The 22,987-nt window shown below is 68.0% G+C and carries 20 protein-coding genes and 1 pseudogene; 8 read left to right on the top strand and 13 right to left on the bottom strand.

Going from position 1 to position 22,987, the window contains the following annotated elements:
- Positions 1 to 16 precede the first annotated feature (16 nt).
- Both AC1DKV_RS03460 and AC1DKV_RS03455 read right to left on the bottom strand, forming a co-directional pair.
- Entirely contained in the window at positions 17 to 553 is a 537-nt protein-coding gene (locus AC1DKV_RS03460; RefSeq protein WP_441617278.1) for a methylated-DNA--[protein]-cysteine S-methyltransferase, read from the bottom strand.
- On the bottom strand, positions 550 to 2,025 hold the full coding sequence (locus AC1DKV_RS03455) for an AlkA N-terminal domain-containing protein (RefSeq protein ID WP_441650111.1): 1,476 nt from the start codon (positions 2,023 to 2,025) through the stop codon (positions 550 to 552). The genes AC1DKV_RS03460 and AC1DKV_RS03455 overlap by 4 nt, the downstream gene beginning before the upstream one ends.
- Before the next feature lie 229 nt (positions 2,026 to 2,254).
- Between AC1DKV_RS03455 and AC1DKV_RS03450 the strand changes: the two genes are divergently transcribed.
- From AC1DKV_RS03450 to AC1DKV_RS03435, 4 genes and pseudogenes are all read left to right on the top strand, one after another.
- Positions 2,255 to 5,092 (top strand): M16 family metallopeptidase, encoded by a 2,838-nt coding sequence (locus AC1DKV_RS03450; protein WP_441650097.1) that lies wholly within the window; start codon positions 2,255 to 2,257, stop codon positions 5,090 to 5,092.
- 147 nt (positions 5,093 to 5,239) lie between these two features.
- Positions 5,240 to 5,665 (top strand): PHA-granule associated protein 4, encoded by a 426-nt coding sequence (locus tag AC1DKV_RS03445; RefSeq protein ID WP_441617274.1) that lies wholly within the window; start codon positions 5,240 to 5,242, stop codon positions 5,663 to 5,665.
- Positions 5,666 to 5,824: 159 nt separating this feature from the next.
- Positions 5,825 to 5,941 (top strand): annotated as a pseudogene (locus tag AC1DKV_RS03440) (Lrp/AsnC ligand binding domain-containing protein); the annotation flags it as partial.
- A 160-nt stretch (positions 5,942 to 6,101) separates the two neighbouring features.
- Positions 6,102 to 7,412 carry an MFS family transporter gene (locus AC1DKV_RS03435; protein WP_441643344.1) on the top strand — a complete coding sequence of 437 codons (1,311 nt, stop codon included), beginning with the start codon at positions 6,102 to 6,104 and terminating at the stop codon, positions 7,410 to 7,412.
- 69 nt (positions 7,413 to 7,481) lie between these two features.
- On the opposite strand, the gene AC1DKV_RS03430 is transcribed toward AC1DKV_RS03435, so the two are convergent.
- The 4 genes from AC1DKV_RS03430 to AC1DKV_RS03415 form a co-directional block, all read right to left on the bottom strand.
- Positions 7,482 to 8,297 carry an ImmA/IrrE family metallo-endopeptidase gene (locus AC1DKV_RS03430; RefSeq protein ID WP_441650096.1) on the bottom strand — a complete coding sequence of 272 codons (816 nt, stop codon included), beginning with the start codon at positions 8,295 to 8,297 and terminating at the stop codon, positions 7,482 to 7,484.
- A gap of 192 nt (positions 8,298 to 8,489) precedes the next feature.
- Positions 8,490 to 9,647, bottom strand: a complete 1,158-nt coding sequence (locus AC1DKV_RS03425) for an acyl-CoA dehydrogenase family protein (protein WP_441617268.1) — start codon at positions 9,645 to 9,647, stop codon at positions 8,490 to 8,492.
- 95 nt (positions 9,648 to 9,742) lie between these two features.
- Complete coding sequence (locus AC1DKV_RS03420; RefSeq protein ID WP_441650095.1) at positions 9,743 to 9,874, bottom strand: hypothetical protein; 132 nt, start codon at positions 9,872 to 9,874, stop codon at positions 9,743 to 9,745.
- A 222-nt stretch (positions 9,875 to 10,096) separates the two neighbouring features.
- Positions 10,097 to 10,417 (bottom strand): H-NS histone family protein, encoded by a 321-nt coding sequence (locus AC1DKV_RS03415; RefSeq protein WP_441617265.1) that lies wholly within the window; start codon positions 10,415 to 10,417, stop codon positions 10,097 to 10,099.
- Between the two features lie 197 nt (positions 10,418 to 10,614).
- On the opposite strand from AC1DKV_RS03415, the gene AC1DKV_RS03410 reads away from it, so the two are divergent.
- From AC1DKV_RS03410 to AC1DKV_RS03395, 4 genes are all read left to right on the top strand, one after another.
- Complete coding sequence (locus tag AC1DKV_RS03410) at positions 10,615 to 11,007, top strand: hypothetical protein (RefSeq protein ID WP_441650094.1); 393 nt, start codon at positions 10,615 to 10,617, stop codon at positions 11,005 to 11,007.
- Between the two features lie 281 nt (positions 11,008 to 11,288).
- On the top strand, positions 11,289 to 12,830 hold the full coding sequence (locus AC1DKV_RS03405; protein ID WP_441650110.1) for a phospholipase D family protein: 1,542 nt from the start codon (positions 11,289 to 11,291) through the stop codon (positions 12,828 to 12,830).
- 121 nt (positions 12,831 to 12,951) lie between these two features.
- On the top strand, positions 12,952 to 13,914 hold the full coding sequence (locus AC1DKV_RS03400; protein ID WP_441650093.1) for a LysR family transcriptional regulator: 963 nt from the start codon (positions 12,952 to 12,954) through the stop codon (positions 13,912 to 13,914).
- A 123-nt stretch (positions 13,915 to 14,037) separates the two neighbouring features.
- A complete protein-coding gene (locus AC1DKV_RS03395; RefSeq protein WP_441617259.1) occupies positions 14,038 to 14,511 on the top strand; it encodes an aminoacyl-tRNA deacylase in 474 nt (157 codons plus the stop codon).
- Between the two features lie 72 nt (positions 14,512 to 14,583).
- Here AC1DKV_RS03395 and AC1DKV_RS03390 read toward each other — a convergent pair whose 3' ends face one another.
- The 7 genes from AC1DKV_RS03390 to AC1DKV_RS03360 all read right to left on the bottom strand — a co-directional run bounded on the left by AC1DKV_RS03390 (position 14,584) and on the right by AC1DKV_RS03360 (position 22,970).
- Complete coding sequence (locus tag AC1DKV_RS03390) at positions 14,584 to 15,582, bottom strand: Bug family tripartite tricarboxylate transporter substrate binding protein (RefSeq protein WP_441650092.1); 999 nt, start codon at positions 15,580 to 15,582, stop codon at positions 14,584 to 14,586.
- A gap of 488 nt (positions 15,583 to 16,070) precedes the next feature.
- Positions 16,071 to 17,000, bottom strand: coding sequence for a DMT family transporter (locus AC1DKV_RS03385; protein WP_441650091.1), 930 nt, complete (start codon positions 16,998 to 17,000; stop codon positions 16,071 to 16,073).
- Complete coding sequence (locus tag AC1DKV_RS03380) at positions 16,997 to 18,241, bottom strand: Zn-dependent hydrolase (protein WP_441650090.1); 1,245 nt, start codon at positions 18,239 to 18,241, stop codon at positions 16,997 to 16,999. Before AC1DKV_RS03380 ends, AC1DKV_RS03385 begins: the two co-directional genes overlap by 4 nt.
- A gap of 22 nt (positions 18,242 to 18,263) precedes the next feature.
- Positions 18,264 to 19,337 (bottom strand): histone deacetylase family protein, encoded by a 1,074-nt coding sequence (locus AC1DKV_RS03375; protein WP_441650089.1) that lies wholly within the window; start codon positions 19,335 to 19,337, stop codon positions 18,264 to 18,266.
- Positions 19,338 to 19,445: 108 nt separating this feature from the next.
- Positions 19,446 to 21,176: a thiamine pyrophosphate-binding protein gene (locus tag AC1DKV_RS03370; protein ID WP_441650088.1), complete on the bottom strand. Its 1,731-nt coding sequence runs from the start codon at positions 21,174 to 21,176 to the stop codon at positions 19,446 to 19,448.
- On the bottom strand, positions 21,173 to 21,460 hold the full coding sequence (locus AC1DKV_RS03365; RefSeq protein ID WP_441617248.1) for a cupin domain-containing protein: 288 nt from the start codon (positions 21,458 to 21,460) through the stop codon (positions 21,173 to 21,175). The genes AC1DKV_RS03370 and AC1DKV_RS03365 overlap by 4 nt, the downstream gene beginning before the upstream one ends.
- A 43-nt stretch (positions 21,461 to 21,503) precedes the next feature.
- Positions 21,504 to 22,970 carry an NAD-dependent succinate-semialdehyde dehydrogenase gene (locus AC1DKV_RS03360; RefSeq protein WP_441650087.1) on the bottom strand — a complete coding sequence of 489 codons (1,467 nt, stop codon included), beginning with the start codon at positions 22,968 to 22,970 and terminating at the stop codon, positions 21,504 to 21,506.
- Positions 22,971 to 22,987: the final 17 nt, after the last annotated feature.

Here is a 22,987-nt window from a genome sequence, read left to right as displayed (position 1 = left end):
GGCGGCGGCCTGCCGCTCATTCGAACGCCAGCGCTGACTGGCGCAGGATGGGCAGGGCAGCCGCGGCGGCGGTGCCCTCGAGGCGCAGCAGCGCGCGCTTGCGGTCGGTGCCGCCGGCGTAGCCGGTGAGGTCTCCGCTGGCGCCGAGCACGCGGTGGCATGGCACGATCACCGACAGCGGATTGCGTCCCACCGCGCCCCCGACCGCGCGCGCATGCGTGGGTGGCAGGCCCAGGCCCGCGGCTAGTTCGCCGTACGAGAGCGTCTCGCCGAACGGGATCGCGCGCAGCGCGTCCCAGACCGAGCGCTGGAAAGCGCTGCCGGCCAGCACCATGGGCACGGTGAATGCCTGCAGCCGTTCGGCGAAGTAGTCGTCCAGTTCGTCGGCGGCCTGCTCGAAGACGGCCTTGGCCGCGGCCGGCACGATCGCGGCCGGAGTGGCCGTCGCGGGATAATGCTTCTGCCCGGCAAAGAAGAGCCCGCTCAGGCGCGCCCCGTCGGCGCGCAGCAGCACCTCGCCCAGCGGGCTGGGGATAATGCGATAGGCAATCATGGCGTGGCCTTCTCCTTGTCTCTCGACTCTTGTTCCTTGCGCTCTTCATAGCGCCGCCACAGATGGATGGCGGCGTAGGCGCGCCAGGGCGCCCACTGCGCAACGTGTTCGTTCATGGCACGCACGGTAGCAATGCCGAGCACCTTGCGCAAGGCGTAGTCGGTACCGGGGAATGCGTCAGGCCAGCCCAGCGCGCGCATGGCCACGTATTGCGCGGTCCAGTCGCCCACCCCTTCGATCGCGCACAGGCCCGCGATGGCGTCCTCGGGCGCGGCACTCGGTTCGAGCTTCAGCTCGCCCGCCGCCACGCGGCTGGCGATGGCGTGAATCGCCCGGCCCTTGGCCAGCGGGATGCCGATCTCGCGCAACGCTTCGGGCGCCACCAGCGCCAGCGCGGCAGCGCCTGGAAAGCCGTAGCGCAGGCCCGGCAGCGGCTGCGCCAGCGCGGGGCCGTGGTGCTCTGCCAGCCGCGCCAGCAAGGTGCGCGCATGCTTGACCGAAATCACCTGCCCGACCACCGCGCGCACGGCGATCTCGAAACCGTCCACCGCGCCGGGAAGGCGCATGCCGGGGGCTTGCGCCGCGAGCGGCCCCAGGTGCTGGTCCACCACATCGGGACGACAGCCGAGGTCGCACAGGCGGCGCACGCGACCCAGCGCTTGCGGGATGACGTGCGCCAGCGAGCCGGACAGCGTCACGCGGATCACGTGGCGGCGCGCTACATGTTCGAGCCGCAGCCAGCCAAGATGGGTGCGGCCGCCGACGTCGATGGCCAGCGTGCGCGCGTAGGTGCCGTCGCCGAGCTGCTCGACGCCGTCCACCGCCCGCACGCCGATGAACTGCAGCCACGACGCCCATGCCAGCGGCGGGCGGTAGCCCAGCTCGAACACCAGTTCGTCGGCCATGTTGTCGGCAGCGCGCTTGCGCATCGCCAGCGGCGTGAGCCCGTAGCGCGTCTTGAGCACGTCGTTGAAACGCCGCACGCTGCCAAAGCCGGCGGCGTGCGCCACGTCGGTCACCGTCAGCGCGGTATCGGTCAGCAGGCGCTTGGCCAGCAGCAGCCGCTGGGTCTGCGCGTACTCCAGCACCGAGACCCCGAACTGGGCGTCGAACAGCCGCCGCAGATGGCGCTCGGTGACGCCGATGCGCGCGGCCAGCGCGGCCACGCCGGCATCGGCCATGAAGCCGTCATCGATCAGCGTGGCCGCCGCCTGTGCCAGCCGCCCGGACAGATCGGACAAGCCGTGCCCCGGCGCCAGTTCGGGCCGGCAGCGCAGGCAGGGCCGGAAGCCGCGCTTCTCGGCCGCGGCGGCGGTCTCGTAGAAGGTGCAGTTCTCGCGCTTGGGCGTGCGCACCGCGCACACGGGGCGACAGTACACCCCGGTGGACGACACGCCGACAAAGAAGCGTCCGTCGAAGCGGCGGTCGTGCGAGGCCACGGCCTTGTAGCAGGTGTCCGGATCGAGTTTCATAGGGTGCATGCTACTCCGTCGGCGGCACCGGACTGGCTGGATTCGGACATTTGCCCCGGCACTCGCGGGTGCCGGCGGCATGCGGAAATGTCGGAAAGCGCGACGGCATGCCGCCACAGGGCGCGGCAACGGCTAGAATCGGCCTCCGGACCTTCCTTGCCGCAGGTGGCGCAGCCTGTTCCTGCCGTCCGCCCGCGCCGGAGCAAACCCATTCCAAGCCGAATTCCGCATGCGTCTTATCCTCAAGCGCCTCACCTGCCTGCTGGCCCTGGCCTTCAGCGTCTCCACGCCTGCTGCTCCCGCCGGCACGCAGCCTGCCGCGGCAACCCCGGCCCAGGTAGCCAGCGCCGAGGGCATCACCGAGTACCGCCTGCCCAACGGCCTGCGCGTGCTGCTGGCGCCCGACGACGCCCAGCCGGTGACCACCGTCAACATGACTTACCTGGTGGGCAGCCGCCACGAGAACTACGGCGAGACCGGCATGGCGCATTTGCTCGAGCACTTGCTGTTCAAGGGCACGCCGGCCTTGCCCGGCAACACCATCGCGCAGGAACTCACGCGCCGCGGCATGCAGTTCAACGGCACCACCGGCTTCGACCGCACCAATTACTTCGAGAGCTTCTCCGCCAGCGAGGAGAACCTGGACTGGGCGCTGAAGATGGAAGCGGACCGCATGGTCAACAGCTTCATCGCGCGCGAGGCGCTCGACAGCGAGATGACGGTGGTGCGCAACGAGATGGAGCGCTCCGAGAACGAACCCGGCGCCATGCTCGCGCAGCAGATGCGCGCGGCGGCCTACCGCTGGCACAACTATGGCAAGGCGCCGATCGGTGCGCGCAGCGACGTGGAGCATGTCTCCATCGGCAACCTGCAGGCCTTCTACCGTCGCTACTACCAGCCCGACAACGCGGTGCTGGTGGTGGCAGGCAAGTTCGACGTGCCCGCCACGCTGGCCCGCATCGGCACGTTTTTCGGCGCGATCCCGAAGCCGGCGCGCACGCTGCCGGCGGAGTACACCGTGGAGCCGCCGCAGGAAGGCGCGCGCGAGATCACCCTGCGCCGCAAGGGTGACGCGCAGATGGTGGCGATTCAGTACCACATCGCGCCGGGCGCGCACCCGGATGCCGTGGCGATGCAACTGCTGGCCGACATCCTGACCGACGGGGCGGGCGGCCGCCTGTACAAGGCGCTGGTCGAAAGCGGCAAGGCCAACTGGCAGTCGGGCTCGGTGTCGGCCATGCGCGATCCCGGCTCGGTGCTGTTCGCCGCGGGCCTGGGCAAGACGCAGGATCTCGAGGCCGCGCAGCGGGCATTGCTGGCGCAGGTGGAGGGCTTTGCCGAACGGCCGGTGACCCAGGCGGAACTGGAGCGCGCCCGCACCCGGCTGCTCAATGCCTACGAGCGCCTGCTGGAGAACCCCTCCGGCTACGCCGTGGCCTTGTCCGATGCCATCGCCAAGGGCGACTGGCGCCTGCTGCTGATCGCGCGCGACCAGGCCGGGCGCGTCACCCTGGACGACCTGCAGCGCGTGGCGCAGAACTACCTGCGCCCAAGCAACCGCACGCTCGGCCGCTTTATCCCCGTCGACATGCCCGGCGAGACCGCCACGGCCGCGCTGGCGCCCGCCGCCATGCCCGCCGCGCCGGATGTCGCCGCCATGGTGGCGGGCTTCCAGGCCAAGCCGGCCAGGGCCGCGGTGGCGGCCTTCGACCCGAGCCCGGAGAATATCGAAGCGCACACGCTGCGCGGCAAGCTCGCCAACGGCATGCAGTTCGCCCTGCTGCCCAAGCCCAGCCGCGGACAGACCGTGAGCGGCCGGGTGGTCCTGCGCACGGGCGAGCTGAGTAGCCTGCAGGGCCTCGACGCCACGGGCGACATCACGGCCGCCATGCTGATGCGGGGCACGGTCACGATGGACCGGCAACAGATCTCCGACCGGCTGGCCGCGCTCAAGGCCTCGGTGTCGCTGCAGGGCGATGCGGAGGGTGTCACGGTGCGCTTCGAGGCGCGGCGCGACACGCTGGCGCAGACGCTGGCACTGATCCGCGACGTGCTGCGCGAGCCCAGCCTGCCTGTCGCCGAGTTCGAGACCCTGCGCGCCAACGCCATCGCCGGCATCGAAGGCGGGCTGGGGCGCCCGGAAACGCTCGCTTCGCTCGCGCTGGGGCGGCACGGCAATCCCTACCCTGCCGGGGATCCCCGTTACGTGGCCACGCCGCAGGAAGACATCGCCGCCCTCAGGCGACTGACGCTCGACGAGGTCCGCGCCTTCCACGCGCGCTTCTACGGGGCCGGCGACGGCCAGGTCACGCTGGTCGGCGATTTCGACCAGCCGGCCGCCCGCGCCCAGCTGGCCAGCCTGTTCGGCGACTGGCGCGCACAGGCGCCGTATGCACGCATCGCGCGGCCGTTCGTGGCGCTGCCGCCGGCGAGCCTCACGCGCGAGACAACGGGCAAGGCCAACGCCGTGTATCTGGCCGCGCTGCCGGTGGAGCTGACCAGCGACGCCCCCGACTATCCGGCCCTGGTGATCGCCAACCGCGTCTTCGGCGGCAACCCGCTCAAGAGCCGGCTGGCCGACCGCCTGCGCCAGCAGGACGGAATCAGCTACAGTGTGGGCAGCTTCGTTCAGGTTGGCGCGCTCGATACCAATGGGCGCCTCGGCATGCAAGCGGCGTATGCGCCGCAAAACCTCGACAAGCTCAAGCGGGGCGTCGCGGAAGAACTGGCTCGGCTGACGGCCCAAGGCATCACGCCGGAGGAACTGGCGCAGGCCAGGAGCGGCCTGTTGCAGCAAGGCGCGCTCGCGCGCACCAGCGACTCGGCCCTGGCCGGCACGCTGGCCGGCCAGCTGTTTCTCGGGCGCACCATGCGCTATGTCACGGAGTTCGAGCAAGCTATCGCCACGGCGAGCGTCGAGCAGGTCAACGCCGCGATCCGCAAGTATGTGGATCCGGCCAGGGTGGTCCAGGTATACGCAGGAGATTTTTCTGTCACGGCAGCGCAAGATGGCGCAGCCACCATAAAGGCAGGCAACACCCCTGCGGTAGCAACGCCATCCCCCTGAAACCGCGAGAGTGGAGGAAAATGGAGGTTGCCCGGGTGTCGCAGGACGCCCGCGGTGCGGCAGCGTGGCCGGCCGGGGGGCGACCCCTTGCCGCAACAGCGCGTTGACTGTATATTCGTACAGTATAAGTTGATATAAGAGGTGTGGATGTCAATAGTGCGAGCTAGCAGCAAGGCAGAAGCGCTTCGGCTTCTCGCATCGAAAGATGTGCTGGCCCTTGAGCTGGACTATGAGACCGGATGGCAGGACGCCGTCGAACTGGGCCGGCTCGGAGAGAAACGCGGCATTAAAGTGCAGTACCGGGGACAGGAAAGCATCGCTGTCCATTCGCGCGAAGCCCTGATCGAAGGGCTTGCCAAAACCAAGACTACCTTCCGCCAACGCAACCTGTATTGCCAGTTCGACCTCGGCACGCTGGCCGATCACGAACTGCTCGATCTCGAAGCCAAGGCCACCCGACTGGGCGACTATATCCTGGCAGGCCATCTGCTGAGGGATGTGGACGGCGTTTGGCCGCAGGAAGCACAGGATGCGCAGGAGCCGCGCCAGGAATCGCGGCAAGAACCGCAGTAAATCCGCGGAAAGACAGGCGGCAAGCGATACGCGCGGCATTGCGCGCGATCACCCGGGAGGCCCTCATTCGCGCGACGCCCGCAGGCATCGCGCGACAGGCGCGTGCCCCCGGCGTGCGCGGCGTTCGTGCGCCGCCCAGGTATTCCCTCCCCTTCAGCCGTGCCGGACCGCCCCGCGCCCATATCCTTCGCGGGCTTCGAAAAGGCCGCGCAGAACGTCCCGGGCTGCATGGAATGTCACGTCGTGACAGGAGAGTTCGACTACTTCATGGTGCTCTAGCAGGTCCTGTCGACCACGCAGATTCCGCTCCGAATGCACCTTTGCGCACACCGCCGCAGAGCCGGCGCAATCGCACTACACTGGAAACCTGCGTGCCTGCCCGGCCCCGCGGCCGTCTTCAGCGCGGGGCCTCAGGACGAAAAGCAAGAGGCAAACCATGACCGACCTGTCCGCCCCCGCCCTGAACGCCCCCCCGACTGCCGAAGAAAAACGCAAGCGCATCTACGCCATCGTCGCCGCCTCGTCAGGCAACCTGGTCGAGTGGTTCGACTTCTATGTCTACGCGTTCTGCGCGATCTATTTTGCCGGGTCCTTCTTCCCCAAATCCGATCCCACCGCGCAACTGCTCAACACCGCAGGCGTGTTTGCCGCCGGCTTCCTGATGCGGCCGATCGGGGGTTGGATATTCGGGCGCATCGCCGACCGGCATGGCCGCAAGAACTCGCTGCTGATCTCGGTGCTGATGATGTGCTGCGGCTCGCTGCTGATCGCCAGCCTGCCGACCTACAACACCATCGGGGCGTGGGCGCCCGCGCTGCTGCTGGTGGCGCGCCTGCTGCAAGGCCTTTCGGTGGGCGGTGAGTACGGCACCACCGCAACCTATATGAGCGAAGTCGCGCTCAAGGGCCAGCGCGGTTTCTATTCTTCGTTCCAGTACGTCACGCTGATCGGCGGCCAGTTGCTGGCCGTGCTGGTGGTCGTGCTGCTGCAGCAGTTCCTCGACGAGCAGGAGCTCAAATCCTGGGGCTGGCGCATTCCCTTCGTGATCGGCGCGATCACCGCCATCGTCGCGCTCTTCCTGCGCCGCACGCTGCATGAAACCACCTCTGCCGCCACGCGCGCAAGCAAGGAGGCCGGCACGCTGACCGAGCTGTTCCGCCATCACAAGGCAGCCTTCTTCACGGTGCTCGGCTACACCGCGGGCGGTTCGCTGATCTTCTATACGTTCACCACGTACATGCAGAAGTACCTGGTCAACACGGCCGGCATGTCGATCAAGACAGCCAGCTACGTGATGACCGGCTGCCTGTTCGTGTATATGTGCATGCAGCCGGTCTTCGGCATGCTGTCGGACCGCATCGGGCGGCGCAACAACATGCTGATGTTCGGCGCGCTGGGCGCGCTGGCCACGGTGCCGGTGATGACGGCGCTCAAGAGCGTGCACAGCCCCTTCGCCGCCTTCGTGCTGATCTGCATCGCGCTGGCGATCGTCAGTCTCTACACCTCCATCAGCGGCATCGTGAAGGCGGAGATGTTCCCCACCGAGATCCGGGCGCTGGGCGTGGGGCTAGCGTATGCGGTGGCCAATGCCGTGTTCGGCGGCTCGGCCGAGTACGTTGCACTGGACCTCAAATCGCTCGGCCACGAATCGAGCTTCTATTGGTACGTGACGGTGATGATGGTGATCGTGTTCCTTGTCGCCTTCCGCCTGCCGCGGCAGGCGAAGTACCTGCACCACGAACACTGACGCGCCCGCGCGCGCGTCCACGGACCCTCGCGCGCATTGCCGGGCGGGGGCCCGGCCCGCGTTGCGCGGCTAGCGCGGAAACGCCGCAGGCCTGCGCGACTGCCCGCGCACGGCGGCATGCCTGGGCCAGATGGACAGGCCGATGCCGATGCCATCCGCAAGCACCATGCGCGTGCCGCCCAGCCGCTCGGCGCACAGGCCGAACGCGGTTTCGCTGGCCCAGCTGCCCAGCCTGCGGCCCTGATGCTCGAGCGTAAGCACCGCCTTTTGCGCGGTATAGGACAGCCAGCGCCGCGCCACATGCGTCAATGGCAGGCCAAGGCGGCCGGCCAGCGCGGCCAGCGCGTCGAGGTCGACCGCGCCGGGCAAGGTGCGGCGGCACACGTCGAGCGGCATCAGCAGGCGGCCGGCGAAGGCATAGGCCTGGCCGCCCGCCGATTCGTCGTCGGGCATGGCCATCAGCGCCTCGTTGGCGCACTCGACGAAATCCAGGTCGGTGCCGCCCAGCAGATGCCTGCCGAGCAGGTAGGCAATCATGAAGCGCGCGTCCGGCGCGGCCAGGCGGTCGCTGTAGAGAATGGTCCAGGCACGGGCGCCAGTGCGATAGAGCGCGCCGTCGAAGCTCTGCAGCCGGCTCGGCTGTACGGAGCACACCTGATCGGCGCGGTGCAGCGCGCGGCCGGCGCCAAGCGCCAGGCGAATGCAGTCGAGCGGCGCGTCCGCCGGCTGCAGGGCGGCCATCAGCGCTTCGATGATGGGATAGCACGGCGCGCTGCCGGGCCCCGCATTGTCATTGGCGGCCAGGAGCGCATGGCGGCCGGGCGTATTGCCCGCTGCCACAAGGTCGGGGCTGCGCGCGGGCACGCCGGAAGCGACGAATGCCATCGTGGGTGGTCTCCGTTGAAGCGACGGGGCGGTGCGCGCCCGCGGGCCGTGAAGCAGGCCATGAAGCAGGCCGCGGATGCAAGCCGTGGATGCAAGCCGTGGATGCGAGCGGTGGATGCGAACCGGCGGCGCAGGCCGCCGCGCGCGCGGCGGGACGGACGTGGTGCCCGCCCCCGCCTGCGCGCGGCGCGATCAGTCGCGCAGGAGCTGCTTGGCGATGATCAGTTGCTGGATCTGCGTGGTGCCTTCGTACAGGCGCAGCAGGCGCACGTCGCGGTAGAAACGCTCGGCCTTGTACTCGGCGATATAGCCGGCGCCGCCGTGGATCTGCACGGCGCGGTCGGCCACGCGGCCCACCATCTCGGTACAGAACATCTTGGTGCAGGAGGCCAGCATGCTGACTTCCGGATCGCTCTTGCCGGGCGTCTTGGCGTCATAGCGCGCAGCGCAGTCGCGCACCATCGACAGGCCCGCGTACAGCTCGGCCTGGCTGTCGGCCAGCATGGCCTGGATCAGCTGGAAATCGCCGATCGGCTGGCCGAACTGCTTGCGCTCCTTGGCATAGGCCACGGCGTCCGTGATCAGGCGGTGCGCCATGCCGCAGGCCAGCGCCGAGAGATGCAGGCGGCCGCGGTCAAGCACCTTCATGGCAGTCTTGAAGCCCACGCCCGGCACGCCGCCGATGATGTTGGCCGCCGGCACGCGCACGTTCTCCAGCACCACGTCGCAGGTCTTGGTGCCGCGCTGGCCCATCTTCTTGTCCGGCTTGCCCAGCGAGATGCCCGGGGTATCGGCCGGCACGACGAACGACGAGATGCCCGAGGCGCCGGCACCGCCGGTGCGGGCCATCAGCGTGAAGGCGCCCGCGCGCGGCGCGTTGGTGATGAAGCGCTTGGTGCCGTTGATGACGTAGTGGTCGCCGTCGAGCTCGGCCCGGGTCTGCAGCGAAGCCGCGTCGGAACCGGCATTCGGCTCGGTCAGCGCGAACGAGATGATCAGCTCGCCGCTGGCGATCTTGGGCAGGTAGGCCTGCTTCTGCTCCTCGGTGCCATCCATCAGGATGCCCTGCGAGCCGATGCCCACATTGGTGCCGAACACCGAGCGGAAGGCGAAGGCGGTGTGGCCGAGGTCGTAGACCACATCGCATTCCTGCGACATCGAAAGGCCGATGCCGCCGTAGTTCTCGGGGATGGAGATCCCGAACAGGCCCATCTCCTTCATGTCGGCGACGATCTCGGCCGGTACGTCGTCAATTTCCTCGAGCGTGTCTTCGGCCGGCTTCAGGCGTTCGTCGATAAAACGCTGCACCGACGCGCGCAGCAGCGAAAAGGATTCTGCATCCAGGCTCATGGGAAATCTCCGGTCAAGGCAAACAACGATGTGGCCATCATGGTACGCCGTCACCTGGCTTTGACAATCCCCCATGTCTTGAACAGAATGGATAGTTATTTTTTACAATCAGAAAAATGTGATTGCTGCATTTCTTTTGGCAAGCGGAAAACAGCAGCCTGGTGCGCCGTCTCCACCGCGATGCAGTCATGCATGCCGGCGGTGGTGGTGATGCCAGCCTTGTTCATGCAAGTCGCGTACTGCTTCGACAACAGCTTCTCGTGCGCATGAGCGCCAGCGGGACGCAGCCAGCAGCGACGATGCGCGGACGGCTTTTTCATGGAAACAGGGGGGGAAGCCCGAACAAGGGCGGGACAGGCAACGTCAGGCACGCCGATCGCGGCGCGCGGAGCGCCGCAACCGGGTTGATGGCAGGAAAACCGGGCGGCACCCAGGCGCCGCCGCGTCAATCAGGCTTCCGCGATCAGGAAGCGCGTGCGGTTCTTGCCCAGCCATGCCGGAGCGCGGCCACGGCCGGTCCAGGTGGCCCCGGTCTTGGGGTCGCGGTACTTCGGGGGCAGCGCGCTCTTGGGCTTGGCGGCCTTGCCATTGGCGCCGGCTGCCGGACGGCCGCGGCGGCGCTTGGGAGCGATATCGTCGAGCGTCAGTTCATATTCCGACATGAGACCCTGGATCTGGGCAATGACGCCGGACACTTCACTGGCGCGCATCTCCGTCAGTTTTGCCTCGAGCGCTTCCTTCTCCGCGATCAGCTGCTTGTACGTCGCCATTTTGATTCTCCTGGGTCAGGGTTAATTGAATGATAGGGAAAATTTGCTGCCACAGCCTACCACGTTTGATTAATAAAGAAATAGCAACGTAAGAACTTGATACAACCGTCCGAATTTCGCTGCCATTTGGGGCATGCCCCGCGGCCGTGCCGATTGGGCGGAATGGTCCGATTGCCGTGATTGGCAACGGCCAATGCGTGTCCCTGAAGATTCCGGATTCACGTATTAGCGCCACGGATATTGCGGTTTCCTATCCCCGCTTTGACCGCCGCCATGCTGGTGTATTCAAGCAACCCGCGGCGGCAAGAAAGGGGTTTGAAAGCCGAAAGCAGGGCCAATGGGCCCGCAATTGCCGCCGGCAGGCCGCTACCGGCCATCGCCTCGCCACCATGGATTGGATCAAATCCCGGCCATCGGACAGTTCCTGGACAATGCGCGAAGCGGCATGGAAATTGGCGAAGACCTTCAAAGCCGATGCTAAGCAATATCCACTTTCGCGCCGCATGCGTATCGCACCGGGCGGATGGCCGGTGCCCCCGATGCGGAAGTTTTTTTGCAAGGAAAGGCCCCGGCATGCCCACGGCACTTGAATCGCAATGCATTGCCTGCTTTGATTCAAACGCGCGCCAGCGCGGCATTGCCAATTGGTGCCCGCCCGGTCGTACGCTGGCCGGCCTCGTTCTTTGCCTGCCGCATCAAACCGGTGGTAACGTGCAATTCGCGCGTCCATTGGGAACCGGGCCACTTCAATTCGGGGGAATACGAGATGCCGCTTGCGCTGCGAGATAAACCCCATTCACACGTGAGCGGTGCCGTGGATCCCGTCGAAGCGCTCCGGTGCCGCCCCGGCTGGCTCGGCACGCGCGTCGGCATGGCGATGATGCTGGCGCTGTTGACAGCCTGCGCCAGCCTGCCGCAGCCGCCCGGCGGCACGCCCTCGCATGCGCTGACCGATACGGCCAGCACGAGGCTCGGCCAGGCGCTGGCGCCGGGGCAGGCGCAACACCCCGGCGAATCGGTGTTCTATCCCTTGTCATCCGGCCCCGACGCGCTGGTGGCGCGGCTCGCGCTGGCGCGCGGCGCCGAGCGCAGCCTGGACCTGCAGTACTACATCTTCGACGCCGACCTCACCGGCAAGACCCTGCTCGGCGCCGTGGTGGCGGCGGCCGACCGCGGGGTGCGCGTGCGGCTGCTGCTCGACGACCTTCACCTGTCGGGGCAGGACCGTGCGCTGGCGGCCATCGACGCGCATCCCAATATCGAGGTACGGCTGTTCAACCCGTTTGCGAATCGCGGCGCGCGCTGGCTCGATTTCGCCACGAGCTTCCGGCGCCTGGACCGGCGCATGCACAATAAATCGATGACCGCCGACAATCAGCTCGCGGTGGTGGGCGGACGCAATATCGGCGACCCGTACTTCTCCGCCGACGCCGCCAGCGACTTCACGGATTTCGACGTGCTGGCCGGCGGCCCCGTGGTGCAACAGGTGTCCGCCGTCTTCGACGACTACTGGAACGGCGCCGCGAGCTATCCGGCGGCAGCGCTGCTGCCCGCGCCGGACGACGCGCAGGCCGAAGTGGAGGCCTTGCGCAAATACCTGGACCGCGAGGCGGAGCAGGCCAGGGGAGGCGAGTATGCGCAGGAACTCTTCACCTCCGGCATCGTGCGCGCCCTCGAAGCCGGCAAGCTGCCCGCCTACTGGGGACGTGGCACGGTGATCGCCGACCAGGCCGTCAAGGTCACGCTACCGCCCGAGGACGACTCCACCCACGCCATCCCGAAGCTGGCGCGGCTGCTGGGAAGCGCGCAACAGGAGCTATCCCTGGTCTCGCCCTACTTCGTGCCCGACCGCAAATCCGTCGAGTGGCTTGCCGCCCTGGCGCAGCGCGGCGTGCATGTGCGCATCCTCACCAATTCCTACGCCGCCACCGATGTCAGCGCGGTGCATGCCGGCTATGCGCCCACGCGCCAGGCACTGCTCGAAGCCGGCGTCGAGCTGTATGAACTCAAGCCGTCGGCCTACGCGGAGATGGCCCGCACCGGCCACCGCAGCCTGATCAGCAAGAGCCGGGCGAGCCTGCACGCCAAGAGCTATATGGTGGACCGCCACCTGCTGTTCGTCGGCTCGCTCAACCTGGACCCCCGCTCGGCACGGCTGAACACCGAGATGGGCGTGGTGCTCGACAGCGCCGCGCTGTGCGCCACGCTCAGCACGGGACTGGACGACAAGCTGCTCGACGTCGCCTACAAGGTCATGCTGGAGGCAGATCCCGCCAGCGGGCAGCAGCAGATGGTCTGGGTCACGCGCGAGGACGGCCTGCTTCGGACCTATCGCAGCGAGCCGGACATGGGCTTCTTCCAGCATCTCGGGCAGGGGCTGTTGCGCCTGCTGCCGCTGCAGGAGGAACTATAGGCAGGCGGCGCGTGCGCGCCAGGCGCGCGGGCGATCAACGCTAAACTCCCTGCCGTGCCGACGCCCGCTGCCCGCTGCCCGCTGCACGCTGCACGCTTTCATAAAGGATTTCAAGCGCCACATGGATCTCAATGCCCTTCGCCTGTTCGTGGACATCGTCGACGCCGGCAACCTGTCGGCCGCCGCGCGCAAGCTCAAGATGACGCGCGCCAACGTGAGCTACCACCTCAAGGCGCTGGAGGAGGCGCTCGGCGTGCAGCTGCTGCGCCGGACCACGCGCCATGTGGAACCCACGCCGGTGGGCGCCGGCCTGTACGAGCACGGCCGCAATATCCTGGGCGAGGTGGCAGCGGCCAACGCGTTGATCAACAGCATGGGCAAGAGCCTGCAAGGCCATGTGCGCCTGTCGGTGCCGACCGGGCTGGGCCACGCGATGCTGTCGCCGCTGCTCGTGAAGTTCAAGCACCGCTACCCCGACATCACGCTCGACGTGGTGTTCGACAACCGCATCCACAACCTGGTCTCCGAGGATGTGGAAGTGGCCTTGCGCATCATCTCGACACCCCCCGATTCGGTGGTGGCCACCGAGATCGGCGTGGTCGAATGGATAGTGTGCGGCTCGCCGGGCTACCTGGCCACGCAGCCCGCCCCGCGCGAGCTGGCCGATCTCAAGGACCATGCGATCGTGTGTGCCTCGCCCATCGGCCAGAAGCTCAAGGCGTTCGGCTCGCGCGGCCAGGGCGCCGATTCCGTGCGCGAGCAGGTGGCGCTGGAGCCCACGCTCAGCTCGGAGAACTTCGCCTTCCTCAAGGACGGCGTGCTGGGCGATCTCGGCCTCGGCATCTTCCCCCTCTACGCCATTGGCGCCGAGCTCGAGGCGGGCACGCTGGTAGCGCTGCTGCCGGACTACCACATCAGTGTGTTCGGCAGCCGCCTCTACATGCTGACCATGCCCAACCGCTACCAGACCATGGCCACGCGCTACCTGCTGAACTTTCTCAAGACCGAGTTGCAGGCCCTGTGGCCCGCACCCCGGCAGACGCCACCCGCCGGCGAGCCCGACGAAGCACCCGACGAGCCGTGACCCCCGCATGACGCCGGCGTCACCGGTGCGCACAGCGGCTTGGCAGCCCGGCAACGCCGTCTATAGTAGGAAACGCAGGGGTCAACCGGCCCGGACTGCAACGTACAGCGAAGGAGACGCATCATGGCCTTGGCTACCACCCTGGCAAATTGCCTGAACAGCAGGAACAGCCGTTTCGATACCATCCGCCATCCCTACACCCTCAGCAGCATGGCCACTGCCGAGGCAGCACACGTTCCCGGAGACCGCCTGGCCAAGACCCTGTTGCTGGAGGACGAAATCGGCTACGTGGCCGTGGTCATCCCGTCCAGCCATCACCTGAACCTGGCGGCGCTGTGCGCGCAGACAGGCCGCACGCTGATCCTCGCGCAGGAAGACGAGATCCGCGAAGTCTTCAAGGACTGCGACTTCGGCGCCATTCCTCCCGTGGCCATGGCGTATGGCATGCACACCTATCTCGACGAGAGCCTGCTGGCGCAGCCGGAAGTGTTCTTCGAGGCAGGCGATCACCAACAGCTGGTCCACATGACCTGCGAGCAGTTCACCGACCTGATGGCCGGTGCCGAGCAAGGACATTTCTCCCACCACATGATGTAGTCCCCGAGGGGCGCTTGCTGCCTTGCGCGTGGCGCGCCCCCGTCCTTTCCCGCAGCCCGGGCGCCACCATCACTATTGCAGGCTGATGCCCGACTGCTTCACCAGCTTCTCCGTGCGCGGGATTTCCGCGCCGACCATTGCGCCGAAATCCGCGACCGAGCCGCCACGCGGCTCTGCCCCGGTGGCCGCCAGCTTCTCGCGGAAGCCCGGATCCTTGAGCAGCTTGTTGATCGATGCATTGAGCTTGCCGACCACCTCGGGCGGCGTGCCCTTGGGGGCGACGATGCCGTACCAGGGCGCGATATCGAAGCCCGGGTAGCCCTGCTCCGCGATGGTGGGGATATCCGGCGCCATCGCCGAGCGCCTGGCGTTGGACATGCCCAGCGCACGCAGCTTGCCGGCCTTCACATAGGGCAGCCCGGTCATGATGGTGTCGAAGTACATCGACACCTGGCCCGACAGCAGCGCCGGGATCGCCTCGCCCGCCCCCTTGTACGGCACGTGCACGATATCGATGCCGGCCAGCGCCTTGAGCATTTCTCCGGCCATGTGCGAGGTGGTGCCGGCACCGAACGACGCATAGGTCAGCTTGCCCGGATTGGCCTTGGCGTAAGCGATCATCTCGGGCAAGGTCTTGAACGGCAGGTCCGGGCTGGACAGCAGGATGTTGGGCGTGAACGCCACCACCGCGACCTTCTCGAAGGCGTCGGGATCGTAGCTGAGTTTCTTGTAGAGGAAGCGGTTGGTCACCAGCGAAGCCGGGCCGGACATCAGCAAGGTGTAGCCGTCGCCGGGCGCGCGCGCGGCGGCCTCGCTGCCGATCATCGCCGCCGCGCCCGGGCGGTTCTCCACCACGAAGGTCTGCCCGTACTCCTTGCCCAGCCCGATGCCGAGCTGGCGCGTGATGAGGTCGGTGGCGGAGCCGGCCTGGAACGGCACCACGATACGCACGGGCTGCGTGGGCCAGTCGCGCGCTGTCTGGGCAAACAGCGAGGGTGCGGCGGCGAGGCCGGCGCCCAGCAGGATGGCGAGCGTGGCTGCGCGTCGTTTCTTGAACGGATGATTGTGCATGGTGTGGCTTGCCTCTAGGAGATGGGATCGTCCCGGCTGGGGTTAAGGATCAATGAAGCAATTGCCATGCCACTTGGAAACGGATTTCCCCGGAACCGGCATACCGTTTTCAGCGAAATCTGCACCTGATTGGATGCGCAATCAAGAATCATGCACTCCGATGGAATTTTCGATATGAATTCCATCATGAAGACACGGTATCCTCCTGCCCGCTCCAACGGCATCGATACGACAAAAAGCATGGCTATCCCGCATGAAAGGCGACATTGTCATCCCGTCATGCGATCAGTCAACGTCCTTCACATGAAAATAAAGCGATACCTCCTTTCCAATTTATTTAAATAGATTCACTCAACCAAATTTAATCCAGGCCGTCTTTATGTCAGTGCATTTATCGAACGCATGCAATGACTTGTCGTGGCCGTTGCCTGATTGCCCGACCCCGCCGAACGGCATCCGGTGGGCGAGGTCGTGCGATCCACTCACGATCATTCCGCGCTTGAGGTGGAACGAAAGCGCCCACGCCCGTGGGCCGTGGCGCGCGTTGGCAAGGTCAGGGACAGGCCGGCTGCGATGATCAGCGCGATGCCCGCCATGGCGGGCCCGTCAGGCCAGCGGCCGAACCACAGCGCGCTGTACACCAGCGCCAGCAGCAGGTGGCAATAGTTGAGCGGCGCCAGGGTGGAGGCCGGCGCGCGCTGCAGCGCCAGGATCAGCAGCACCTGCGCGCCGGCGCTCATGAAACCCATGGCGAGGATGGCCAGCCAGTCCGCCGCGCCGGGCCACACGGCCGGCAGGAAGAACGGCGCCGGCAGGCCGGTGGCGATCATGCAGATCACCGCGGCGAAGCCGTACTGCACGCCGGCATCGGCCTTGCCGGCCAGGCGCCGCGTGAGCAGTTGCAGCAGTGCATACGCGAAGGCTGCCGCCACCATCAGCAAGGTGCCCAGCGGCGACAACTGCGAGCCTGGCCGCACGATCAGCAGCATGCCGGCAAAGCCCGCACCCACCGCCAGCCACTTGCGCGAGCCCACATGCTCGCCCAGCAGCCACGGCGACAGCGCGACGATCACCAGCGGCGACATGAAGTAGATCGCGGTGGCCTCGGCCAGCGGCATCCACAGCAGCGCGGTCATGAAGCAGGTGCCGACCAGCGCCAGCATCACGCCGCGCAGCGCCAGCAGGCCGCGGTGCGGCGTGCGCCAGAAGCGCAGGCGTCCCGAGCGCGCCAGCATCAGCACCGCCACCGTGGCGGTGGCGGCGTAGCGCACCGCGTTCAGGAAGGGCGCCGGGTAGCGCCCCACCAGGTGCTTGGCGGTGGCGTCCACGGTGGCGAACAAGGCCACCGCGCACAGGAAGATCAGGCCGCCGCGCCACCAGCCCGCCGCGCTGCCGCCCGCCGGCGCGGCGGCCCTCATGCGCCGGCCTGCGCCACCATCGCGCCCAGCAGCACGTTGGCGCCGGCTTCCAGGTGCTCGGGCTTGGCATCTTCCACCTCGTTGTGGCTGATGCCGTCCTTGCACGGTACGAAGATCATCGCGGTGGGCGCCACCGTGGCGATGTACACCGCGTCGTGACCCGCGCCGGTGACGATGTCCTGGTGCGCATGACCCAGCGCCGCGGCCTGACTGCGCACATGGCCCACCAGCTCCGGCGCGAATGGCGTGGGCGGGAAATACTGCACGTCCTCGATCTTCACGCCGAGCGGCGCGCCGGTGGTCTCGCCGCGCGCCAGCGCCGCGCAGGCCGCGCGCAGGCGCGCGTCCATCTCCGCCAGGCGATCCGCATCCTGGTGGCGCAGGTCCACGGTGAACTTCACTTCGCCCGGGATCACGTTGCGCGAGGCGGGATGCACGTCGAGCACGCCCACCGTGCCGCGCCCGTGCGGCGCGAAATCATGGGCGATGCGCACCACCTCCTGCAGGATGAAGGACGCGCCGTACAGCGCGTCGCGCCGCAGCGGCATCGGCGTGGGGCCGGCATGCGCTTCCATGCCGGTCACGGTCAGGTCGTACCAGCGCAGGCCCAGCGACCCCGTCACCACGCCGATCACGTTGCCGGCGTCTTCCAGTACCGGACCCTGCTCGATATGCGCCTCGAAATACGCGCCCACCTGCCGCCCGCCCACTTCGGCGTCGCCGGCGTAGCCGATGGCGCGCAGTTCGTCGGCCACGCGCTTGCCTTCGTTGTCGGTGGCGTCCAGCGCGGTCTGCAGCGGGAAGATGCCGGCGAACACGCCCGAGCCCATCATCACCGGCACGAAGCGCGTGCCTTCCTCGTTGGTCCAGATCGCCAGCTCGAGCGGCGCCTCGGTCTGCACCCCGTGGTCGTCGAGGGTGCGCATCACTTCCAGCCCGGCCAGCACGCCAAAGCAGCCGTCGAACTTGCCGCCGGTGGGCTGGGTGTCGATATGGCTGCCGGTCATCACCGGCGGCAGGCTGTCGTTGCGCCCGGCGCGGCGGCCGAAGATATTGCCCACGCGGTCCACGGTCACGCTCAGGCCGGCATCGCGCATCCAGCCCGTCACCAGGTCGCGGCCCTGCCCGTCCAGCGCGGTCAGCGCCAGGCGCGCATTGCCGCCGCGCGGCGTGGCGCCGACGCGGGCCAGGTCCATCAGCGATTGCCACAGGCGCTCGCCGTTGATCTTCAGTGCGGTCATCTCGGGTCTCCTTGTTCTTGTCTCAGGCCATCGCGGGGACGAGGCCGCACAGAAACGCATCCAGCGCCGGGCCGATCGCTTCCACCTCGTAGCCGCCTTCCTGCACCACCACGGTGGGCACGCCCAGCGCGTTGATGCGCTCGCCGATGCCGCGGTAGGCGTCCAAGCCCACGCGCAGCACGCTGATGGGGTCGTGAATATAGGTATCGAAGCCCAGCGCCAGCACCAGCGCCTGCGGGCGGTAGTCGCGCAGTGCGTCGAGCGCATTGTCCAGCGCGGCCAGGAAGCCGTCGTCCTCGGTGCCGTGCGCCAGCGGGAAGTTCAGGTTGTAGCCATAGCCGGCGCCGTAGCCGCGCTCGTTGGCGTAGCCGGTATAGAAGGGGTAGTAGCCGCTCGGATCGGCGTGCAGCGAGATCGTCATCACGTCGGAGCGCTGGTAGAAGATCTGCTGGGTGCCGTCACCGTGGTGGGCGTCCACGTCCAGCACCGCCACCTTGCCGAAGCGCTTGAGCAACGTCTGCGCCGCGATGGCCGAGTTGTTGACGTAGCAGAAGCCCGCCGCGCGGTCGCTGTGCGCGTGGTGGCCGGACGGGCGCGACAGCGAATAGGCGATGCCCTGGCGGTCCTGCTGCTCGCACACATACTGCGCGGCGGCCACCGCGCTGTGCGCCGAGCGCAGGATGGCGCGCCAGCTCTGTGGCCCGAGCGGCGCGCTCAGGTCACCGAGGTAGTAACCGGCCTGCGCGATGATGGAATCGGTCGGGCAAGGCACGCGGCGCGGCTGCTCGACGCGGCCGTTGTAGTAGGGCGAGAGATTCGGCAGCACCTCGATGCCGGGCTCGAAGCCGGGCCGCGCCAGCGCCATCCAGCGCTCGTGGGCGTAGCCGAGGAAATCGAGATAAGCCGGGCTGTGCACAGCCTCGAGCGGCGCGCGGCCGAAGTCGGCCGGCTCGGCCAGTTCGATGCCGCGCCCGGCCAGCGCGCGTTGCAGCGCATGCGCCCGCGCAGGCACGTCGGTCGGCTCGCACAGGCGGCCCGCGCGCATGAACTGGCGGGGCTGGTGCAGCAGTTGGTCATCCGAGAAGAAGGCGCGCATGATTGTTTTGTGGTGAGACTTGTTGGTCTTCGTCAGGGTGGTGGTCGACCGAAGGTTTTCTCCCCTCGCCCACGCCAGCGAGAGAGGGGCAAAGCAATGGCAATGCGCCTATGCCTGCGCCCGCTGCAGGGCGAACGCCGCTTCGCGGATCTCCGTCAGCGTCACGCCGGGCGCAATGCCATCGGCGTCATAGCGCAGCTCGAGCAGTGCCGGCAGCCGCTCCTTGTCGGCGAAGGCCCGCGCACGCGCGAACGCCGGGCCGAAGGCCTCGTCGCTGTCCACCACCTCGCCATAGCCGCGGTAAGCGCGGATCAGCTCGGTGAACTCGGGGTTGTCGAAGCCGAGCGCAATCGTGCGGCCCGGGAATTCGCGCTCCTGATGGGCGCGGATGGTGCCCCAGATGCCGTTGTTGAACACCAGGATCACGATGCCGAGCCGGTACTGCATGGCCACGCCGAGTTCCTGCAGGTTCATCTGGAAGCAGCCGTCGCCGGCATAGCAGACCACGGTGCGTTCCGGGTTCTCCAGCTTGGCCGAAATCGCGGCCGGCAGGCCGTAGCCCATCGAGCCCACCGTGGGCGCCAGGCTGGTGCCCACGCCCTTGAAGCGGTAGTAGGTATGCGGGAACACGGCGTAGTTGCCGGCGCCCACGGTGATGCAGGCGTCCTGCGGCAGCACGTCGCGCACATGGCACGCGGCACGGTTCAGGTTGAGGCTGCCCGGCGCCTGCCTGGGCTCCTGCGCGGCCAGGTATTCGTGGCGCGCCGTGCGCGTGCGCGCGGCCCAGGCCGGCGCGCGCGCGGGCGACAAGCCATCGAGCGCCGCCGCGAAGGCATTGACGTCCGACACGACCGGCAGCGCCGGGTGGAACACGCGGCCCAGCTCGCCGGCATCCGGGTACACATGCACCAGCCGCTGGCGCGGCAGCGGGCTTTCCACCAGCGTGTAACCCTCCGTGGTGGCCTCGCCCATGCGGGTGCCCACCGCGATCAGCAGGTCGGCCTCGCGGATGCGCTGCTGCAGCGCCGCGCCCATGCCCCAGCCCACATGGCCGGCGTAGTTCGGATGATGGTTGTCGAAGCACTCCAGCCGGCGCCACGCCACGCCCACCGGCAACGCGAAGCGCTCGGCGAATGCCTCGAGCCGGCGCTGCGCCTGCGCGCTCCAGCCCGAGCCGCCCACCAGCATGAACGGGCGCTCGGCGCGCGCCAGCAGGCCGGACAATTCGGCCAGCGCCTGCGGCGTGGGCGCGCCGTGCGCGCGCTGGTAGCGCGGCATGTCGGCCACCGCGGCCTTGCCCCACAGCGTATCTTCGGGCAGCGCCAGCACCACCGGGCCGGGCCGGCCGCTGGTGGCCACGGCGAAGGCGCGCGCGATGAACTCGGGGATGCGCTCGGTGCGGTCGATCTGCGCCACCCACTTGGCCATCTGGCCGAACATGCGGCGGTAATCGATCTCCTGGAAGGCCTCGCGCTCGCTGAAATCGTTGCCGACCTGCCCGACGAACAGGATCATCGGCGTCGAGTCCTGGAACGCCGTATGCACGGCAATGCTGGCATTGGTGGCGCCGGGCCCGCGCGTGACGAAGCACACGCCGGGCTCGCCGGTGAGCTTGCCGTAGGCCTCCGCCATGTAGCCCGCGCCGCTTTCCTGCCGGCACACGATGGGCTGGATCGCGTCCTGGTGGTCGTACAGCGCATCGATGCAAGGCAGATAGCTTTCGCCCGGCACCAGGAACACGCGCCTGACGCCCTGGAGGCGCAGTTGCTCGATCAGGATCTGGCCGCCGTTGCGCTCGCGCGGCGCGGCGGACGATGCCTGGGACAGGGGTGCATTCATCGCTTGATCTCGATTTCCACGAACACGCATTCGCCGTCGTGCGCGTTGATGACGTTGTGCTCCACACCCGCCGCGCGGTAGTAGGCCCGGCCCGCCACCAGCTGGCTGACCACCTCGCCGGCCGGCGTTTCCAGCCGCAGCGCGCCGGTGGTCATCGGCACCACCACGTAGTCATGGCCATGGCGGTGATGCCCGGTCTCGGCGCCCGGCGCGAAGCGCCACTCGGTGACGGCCACGCGGTCGTTGTCGACCTGCACGGTGGGTACGGCTTGGGGTCTGCTCATGGCGGCCTCGGCTCAAAGGGGTGTGCGGGTGCGGTGCCCGGGCTCAGCGGTCCACGCCGCCCATGCACAGGTACTTGGTTTCCAGGTATTCCTCGATGCCGTAGCTGGAGCCCTCGCGGCCCAGGCCGGACTGCTTGACGCCGCCGAACGGTGCCACCTCGTTGGAGATCAGCCCGGTATTGATGCCCACCATGCCGTACTCCAGCGCCTCGGCCACGCGCCACACGCGGCCGATATCGCGGCTGAAGAAGTACGAGGCCAGGCCGAACTCGGTGTCGTTGGCCATGTCGATCACTTCCTGGTCGCTGGAGAAGCGGAACAGCGGCGCGAGCGGACCGAAGGTTTCTTCCTTCGCCACCAGCATGTCCGGCGTCACGCCGGCCAGCACCGTGGGTTCGAAGAAGGTGCCGCCCAGGCCGTGGCGCTTGCCGCCGGCGAGCACCCGCGCGCCCTTGCCCACGGCATCGGCGATGTGCTGCTCCACCTTGGCCACCGCGTCCTCATTGATCAGCGGGCCCTGCAGCACGCCGGGCTCGAGGCCGTGGCCTACCTTGAGCTTTGCCACCGCGGCCACCAGCTTCTGTGCGAAGGCGTCATACACCTTGTCGTGCACGTAGAGGCGGTTGGCGCAGACGCAGGTCTGGCCGGCATTGCGGTACTTGGAAGCCATGGCGCCTTCCACGGCGGCATCGAGATCCGCATCGTCAAAGACGATGAACGGCGCATTGCCGCCCAGCTCCAGCGAGAGCTTCTTGATGGTGGGCGCGGACTGGCGCATCAGGATGCGGCCCACTTCGGTGGAGCCGGTGAAGCTGAGCTTGCGCACCACGGCGCTGCCGGTCAGCTCGCCGCCGATCTCGATCGAGCTGGCGGCGTCGCCGGTCACCACGCTCAGCAGGCCGGCAGGCAGGCCGGCGCGCTCCGCCAGCAGCGCAAGCGCCAGCGCGGACAGCGGCGTATCCTCGGCGGGCTTGAGCACCATGGCGCAGCCGGCGGCCAGCGCCGGGCCGGCCTTGCGCGTGATCATGGCGAGCGGGAAATTCCACGGCGTGATGGCCGCGCACACGCCCACCGGCTCCTTGACCACCAGCAGGCGCTTGTCGGCCGCGGGCGTAGCCAGCACGTCGCCATTCACGCGCTTGGCTTCCTCGGCGAACCATTCCAGGAAGGACGCGGCATAGACCGCCTCGCCGCGCGCCTCGGCCAGCGGCTTGCCCTGCTCGCTGGTCATCAGCACGGCGAGGTCGTCGGCGTTGGCCAGCATCAGGTCGTACCAGGCGCGCAGCACCTGGGCGCGCTCGCGTGCGGTCTTGCGGCGCCACGCGCCCTGCGCCACGCGCGCGGCCTCGATGGCGCGGCGCGTCTCCGCCGCGCCCATCAGCGGCACGGTAGCGATCAGCGAGCCGTCGGCGGGATTGGTGACGGCGAAGGTGGCGCCGTTGTCGGCGTCCTGCCACTGTCCGCCGATGAAGGCCTGCGAGCGCAGCAGGCTGGAGTCCTTGAGTTGCATGATGTCTTGTCTCTCTG

The organism is Cupriavidus sp. 05T41, from assembly GCF_056396525.1.
The sequence above is the reverse complement of the archived record's forward strand: the minus strand, read 5'-3'. Positions and strand labels throughout refer to the sequence as shown.

Excerpts from the sequence above, each read along its gene's own strand:
- AC1DKV_RS03395 (WP_441617259.1), top strand. The coding sequence starts at position 14,038 with ATGGCCTTGGCTACCACCCTGGCAAATTGCCTGAACAGCAGGAACAGC.
- AC1DKV_RS03425 (WP_441617268.1), bottom strand. The coding sequence starts at position 9,647 with ATGAGCCTGGATGCAGAATCCTTTTCGCTGCTGCGCGCGTCGGTGCAG.
- AC1DKV_RS03415 (WP_441617265.1), bottom strand. The coding sequence starts at position 10,417 with ATGGCGACGTACAAGCAGCTGATCGCGGAGAAGGAAGCGCTCGAGGCA.
- AC1DKV_RS03375 (WP_441650089.1), bottom strand. The coding sequence starts at position 19,337 with ATGCGCGCCTTCTTCTCGGATGACCAACTGCTGCACCAGCCCCGCCAG.
- AC1DKV_RS03390 (WP_441650092.1), bottom strand. The coding sequence starts at position 15,582 with ATGCACAATCATCCGTTCAAGAAACGACGCGCAGCCACGCTCGCCATC.
- AC1DKV_RS03380 (WP_441650090.1), bottom strand. The coding sequence starts at position 18,241 with ATGACCGCACTGAAGATCAACGGCGAGCGCCTGTGGCAATCGCTGATG.
- AC1DKV_RS03460 (WP_441617278.1), bottom strand. The coding sequence starts at position 553 with ATGATTGCCTATCGCATTATCCCCAGCCCGCTGGGCGAGGTGCTGCTG.
- AC1DKV_RS03370 (WP_441650088.1), bottom strand. The coding sequence starts at position 21,176 with ATGAATGCACCCCTGTCCCAGGCATCGTCCGCCGCGCCGCGCGAGCGC.
- AC1DKV_RS03365 (WP_441617248.1), bottom strand. The coding sequence starts at position 21,460 with ATGAGCAGACCCCAAGCCGTACCCACCGTGCAGGTCGACAACGACCGC.
- AC1DKV_RS03385 (WP_441650091.1), bottom strand. The coding sequence starts at position 17,000 with ATGAGGGCCGCCGCGCCGGCGGGCGGCAGCGCGGCGGGCTGGTGGCGC.
- AC1DKV_RS03405 (WP_441650110.1), top strand. The coding sequence starts at position 11,289 with ATGGCGATGATGCTGGCGCTGTTGACAGCCTGCGCCAGCCTGCCGCAG.
- AC1DKV_RS03455 (WP_441650111.1), bottom strand. The coding sequence starts at position 2,025 with ATGAAACTCGATCCGGACACCTGCTACAAGGCCGTGGCCTCGCACGAC.
- AC1DKV_RS03430 (WP_441650096.1), bottom strand. The coding sequence starts at position 8,297 with ATGGCATTCGTCGCTTCCGGCGTGCCCGCGCGCAGCCCCGACCTTGTG.
- AC1DKV_RS03400 (WP_441650093.1), top strand. The coding sequence starts at position 12,952 with ATGGATCTCAATGCCCTTCGCCTGTTCGTGGACATCGTCGACGCCGGC.
- AC1DKV_RS03435 (WP_441643344.1), top strand. The coding sequence starts at position 6,102 with ATGACCGACCTGTCCGCCCCCGCCCTGAACGCCCCCCCGACTGCCGAA.
- AC1DKV_RS03450 (WP_441650097.1), top strand. The coding sequence starts at position 2,255 with ATGCGTCTTATCCTCAAGCGCCTCACCTGCCTGCTGGCCCTGGCCTTC.
- AC1DKV_RS03360 (WP_441650087.1), bottom strand. The coding sequence starts at position 22,970 with ATGCAACTCAAGGACTCCAGCCTGCTGCGCTCGCAGGCCTTCATCGGC.
- AC1DKV_RS03445 (WP_441617274.1), top strand. The coding sequence starts at position 5,240 with ATGTCAATAGTGCGAGCTAGCAGCAAGGCAGAAGCGCTTCGGCTTCTC.
- AC1DKV_RS03420 (WP_441650095.1), bottom strand. The coding sequence starts at position 9,874 with ATGAACAAGGCTGGCATCACCACCACCGCCGGCATGCATGACTGCATC.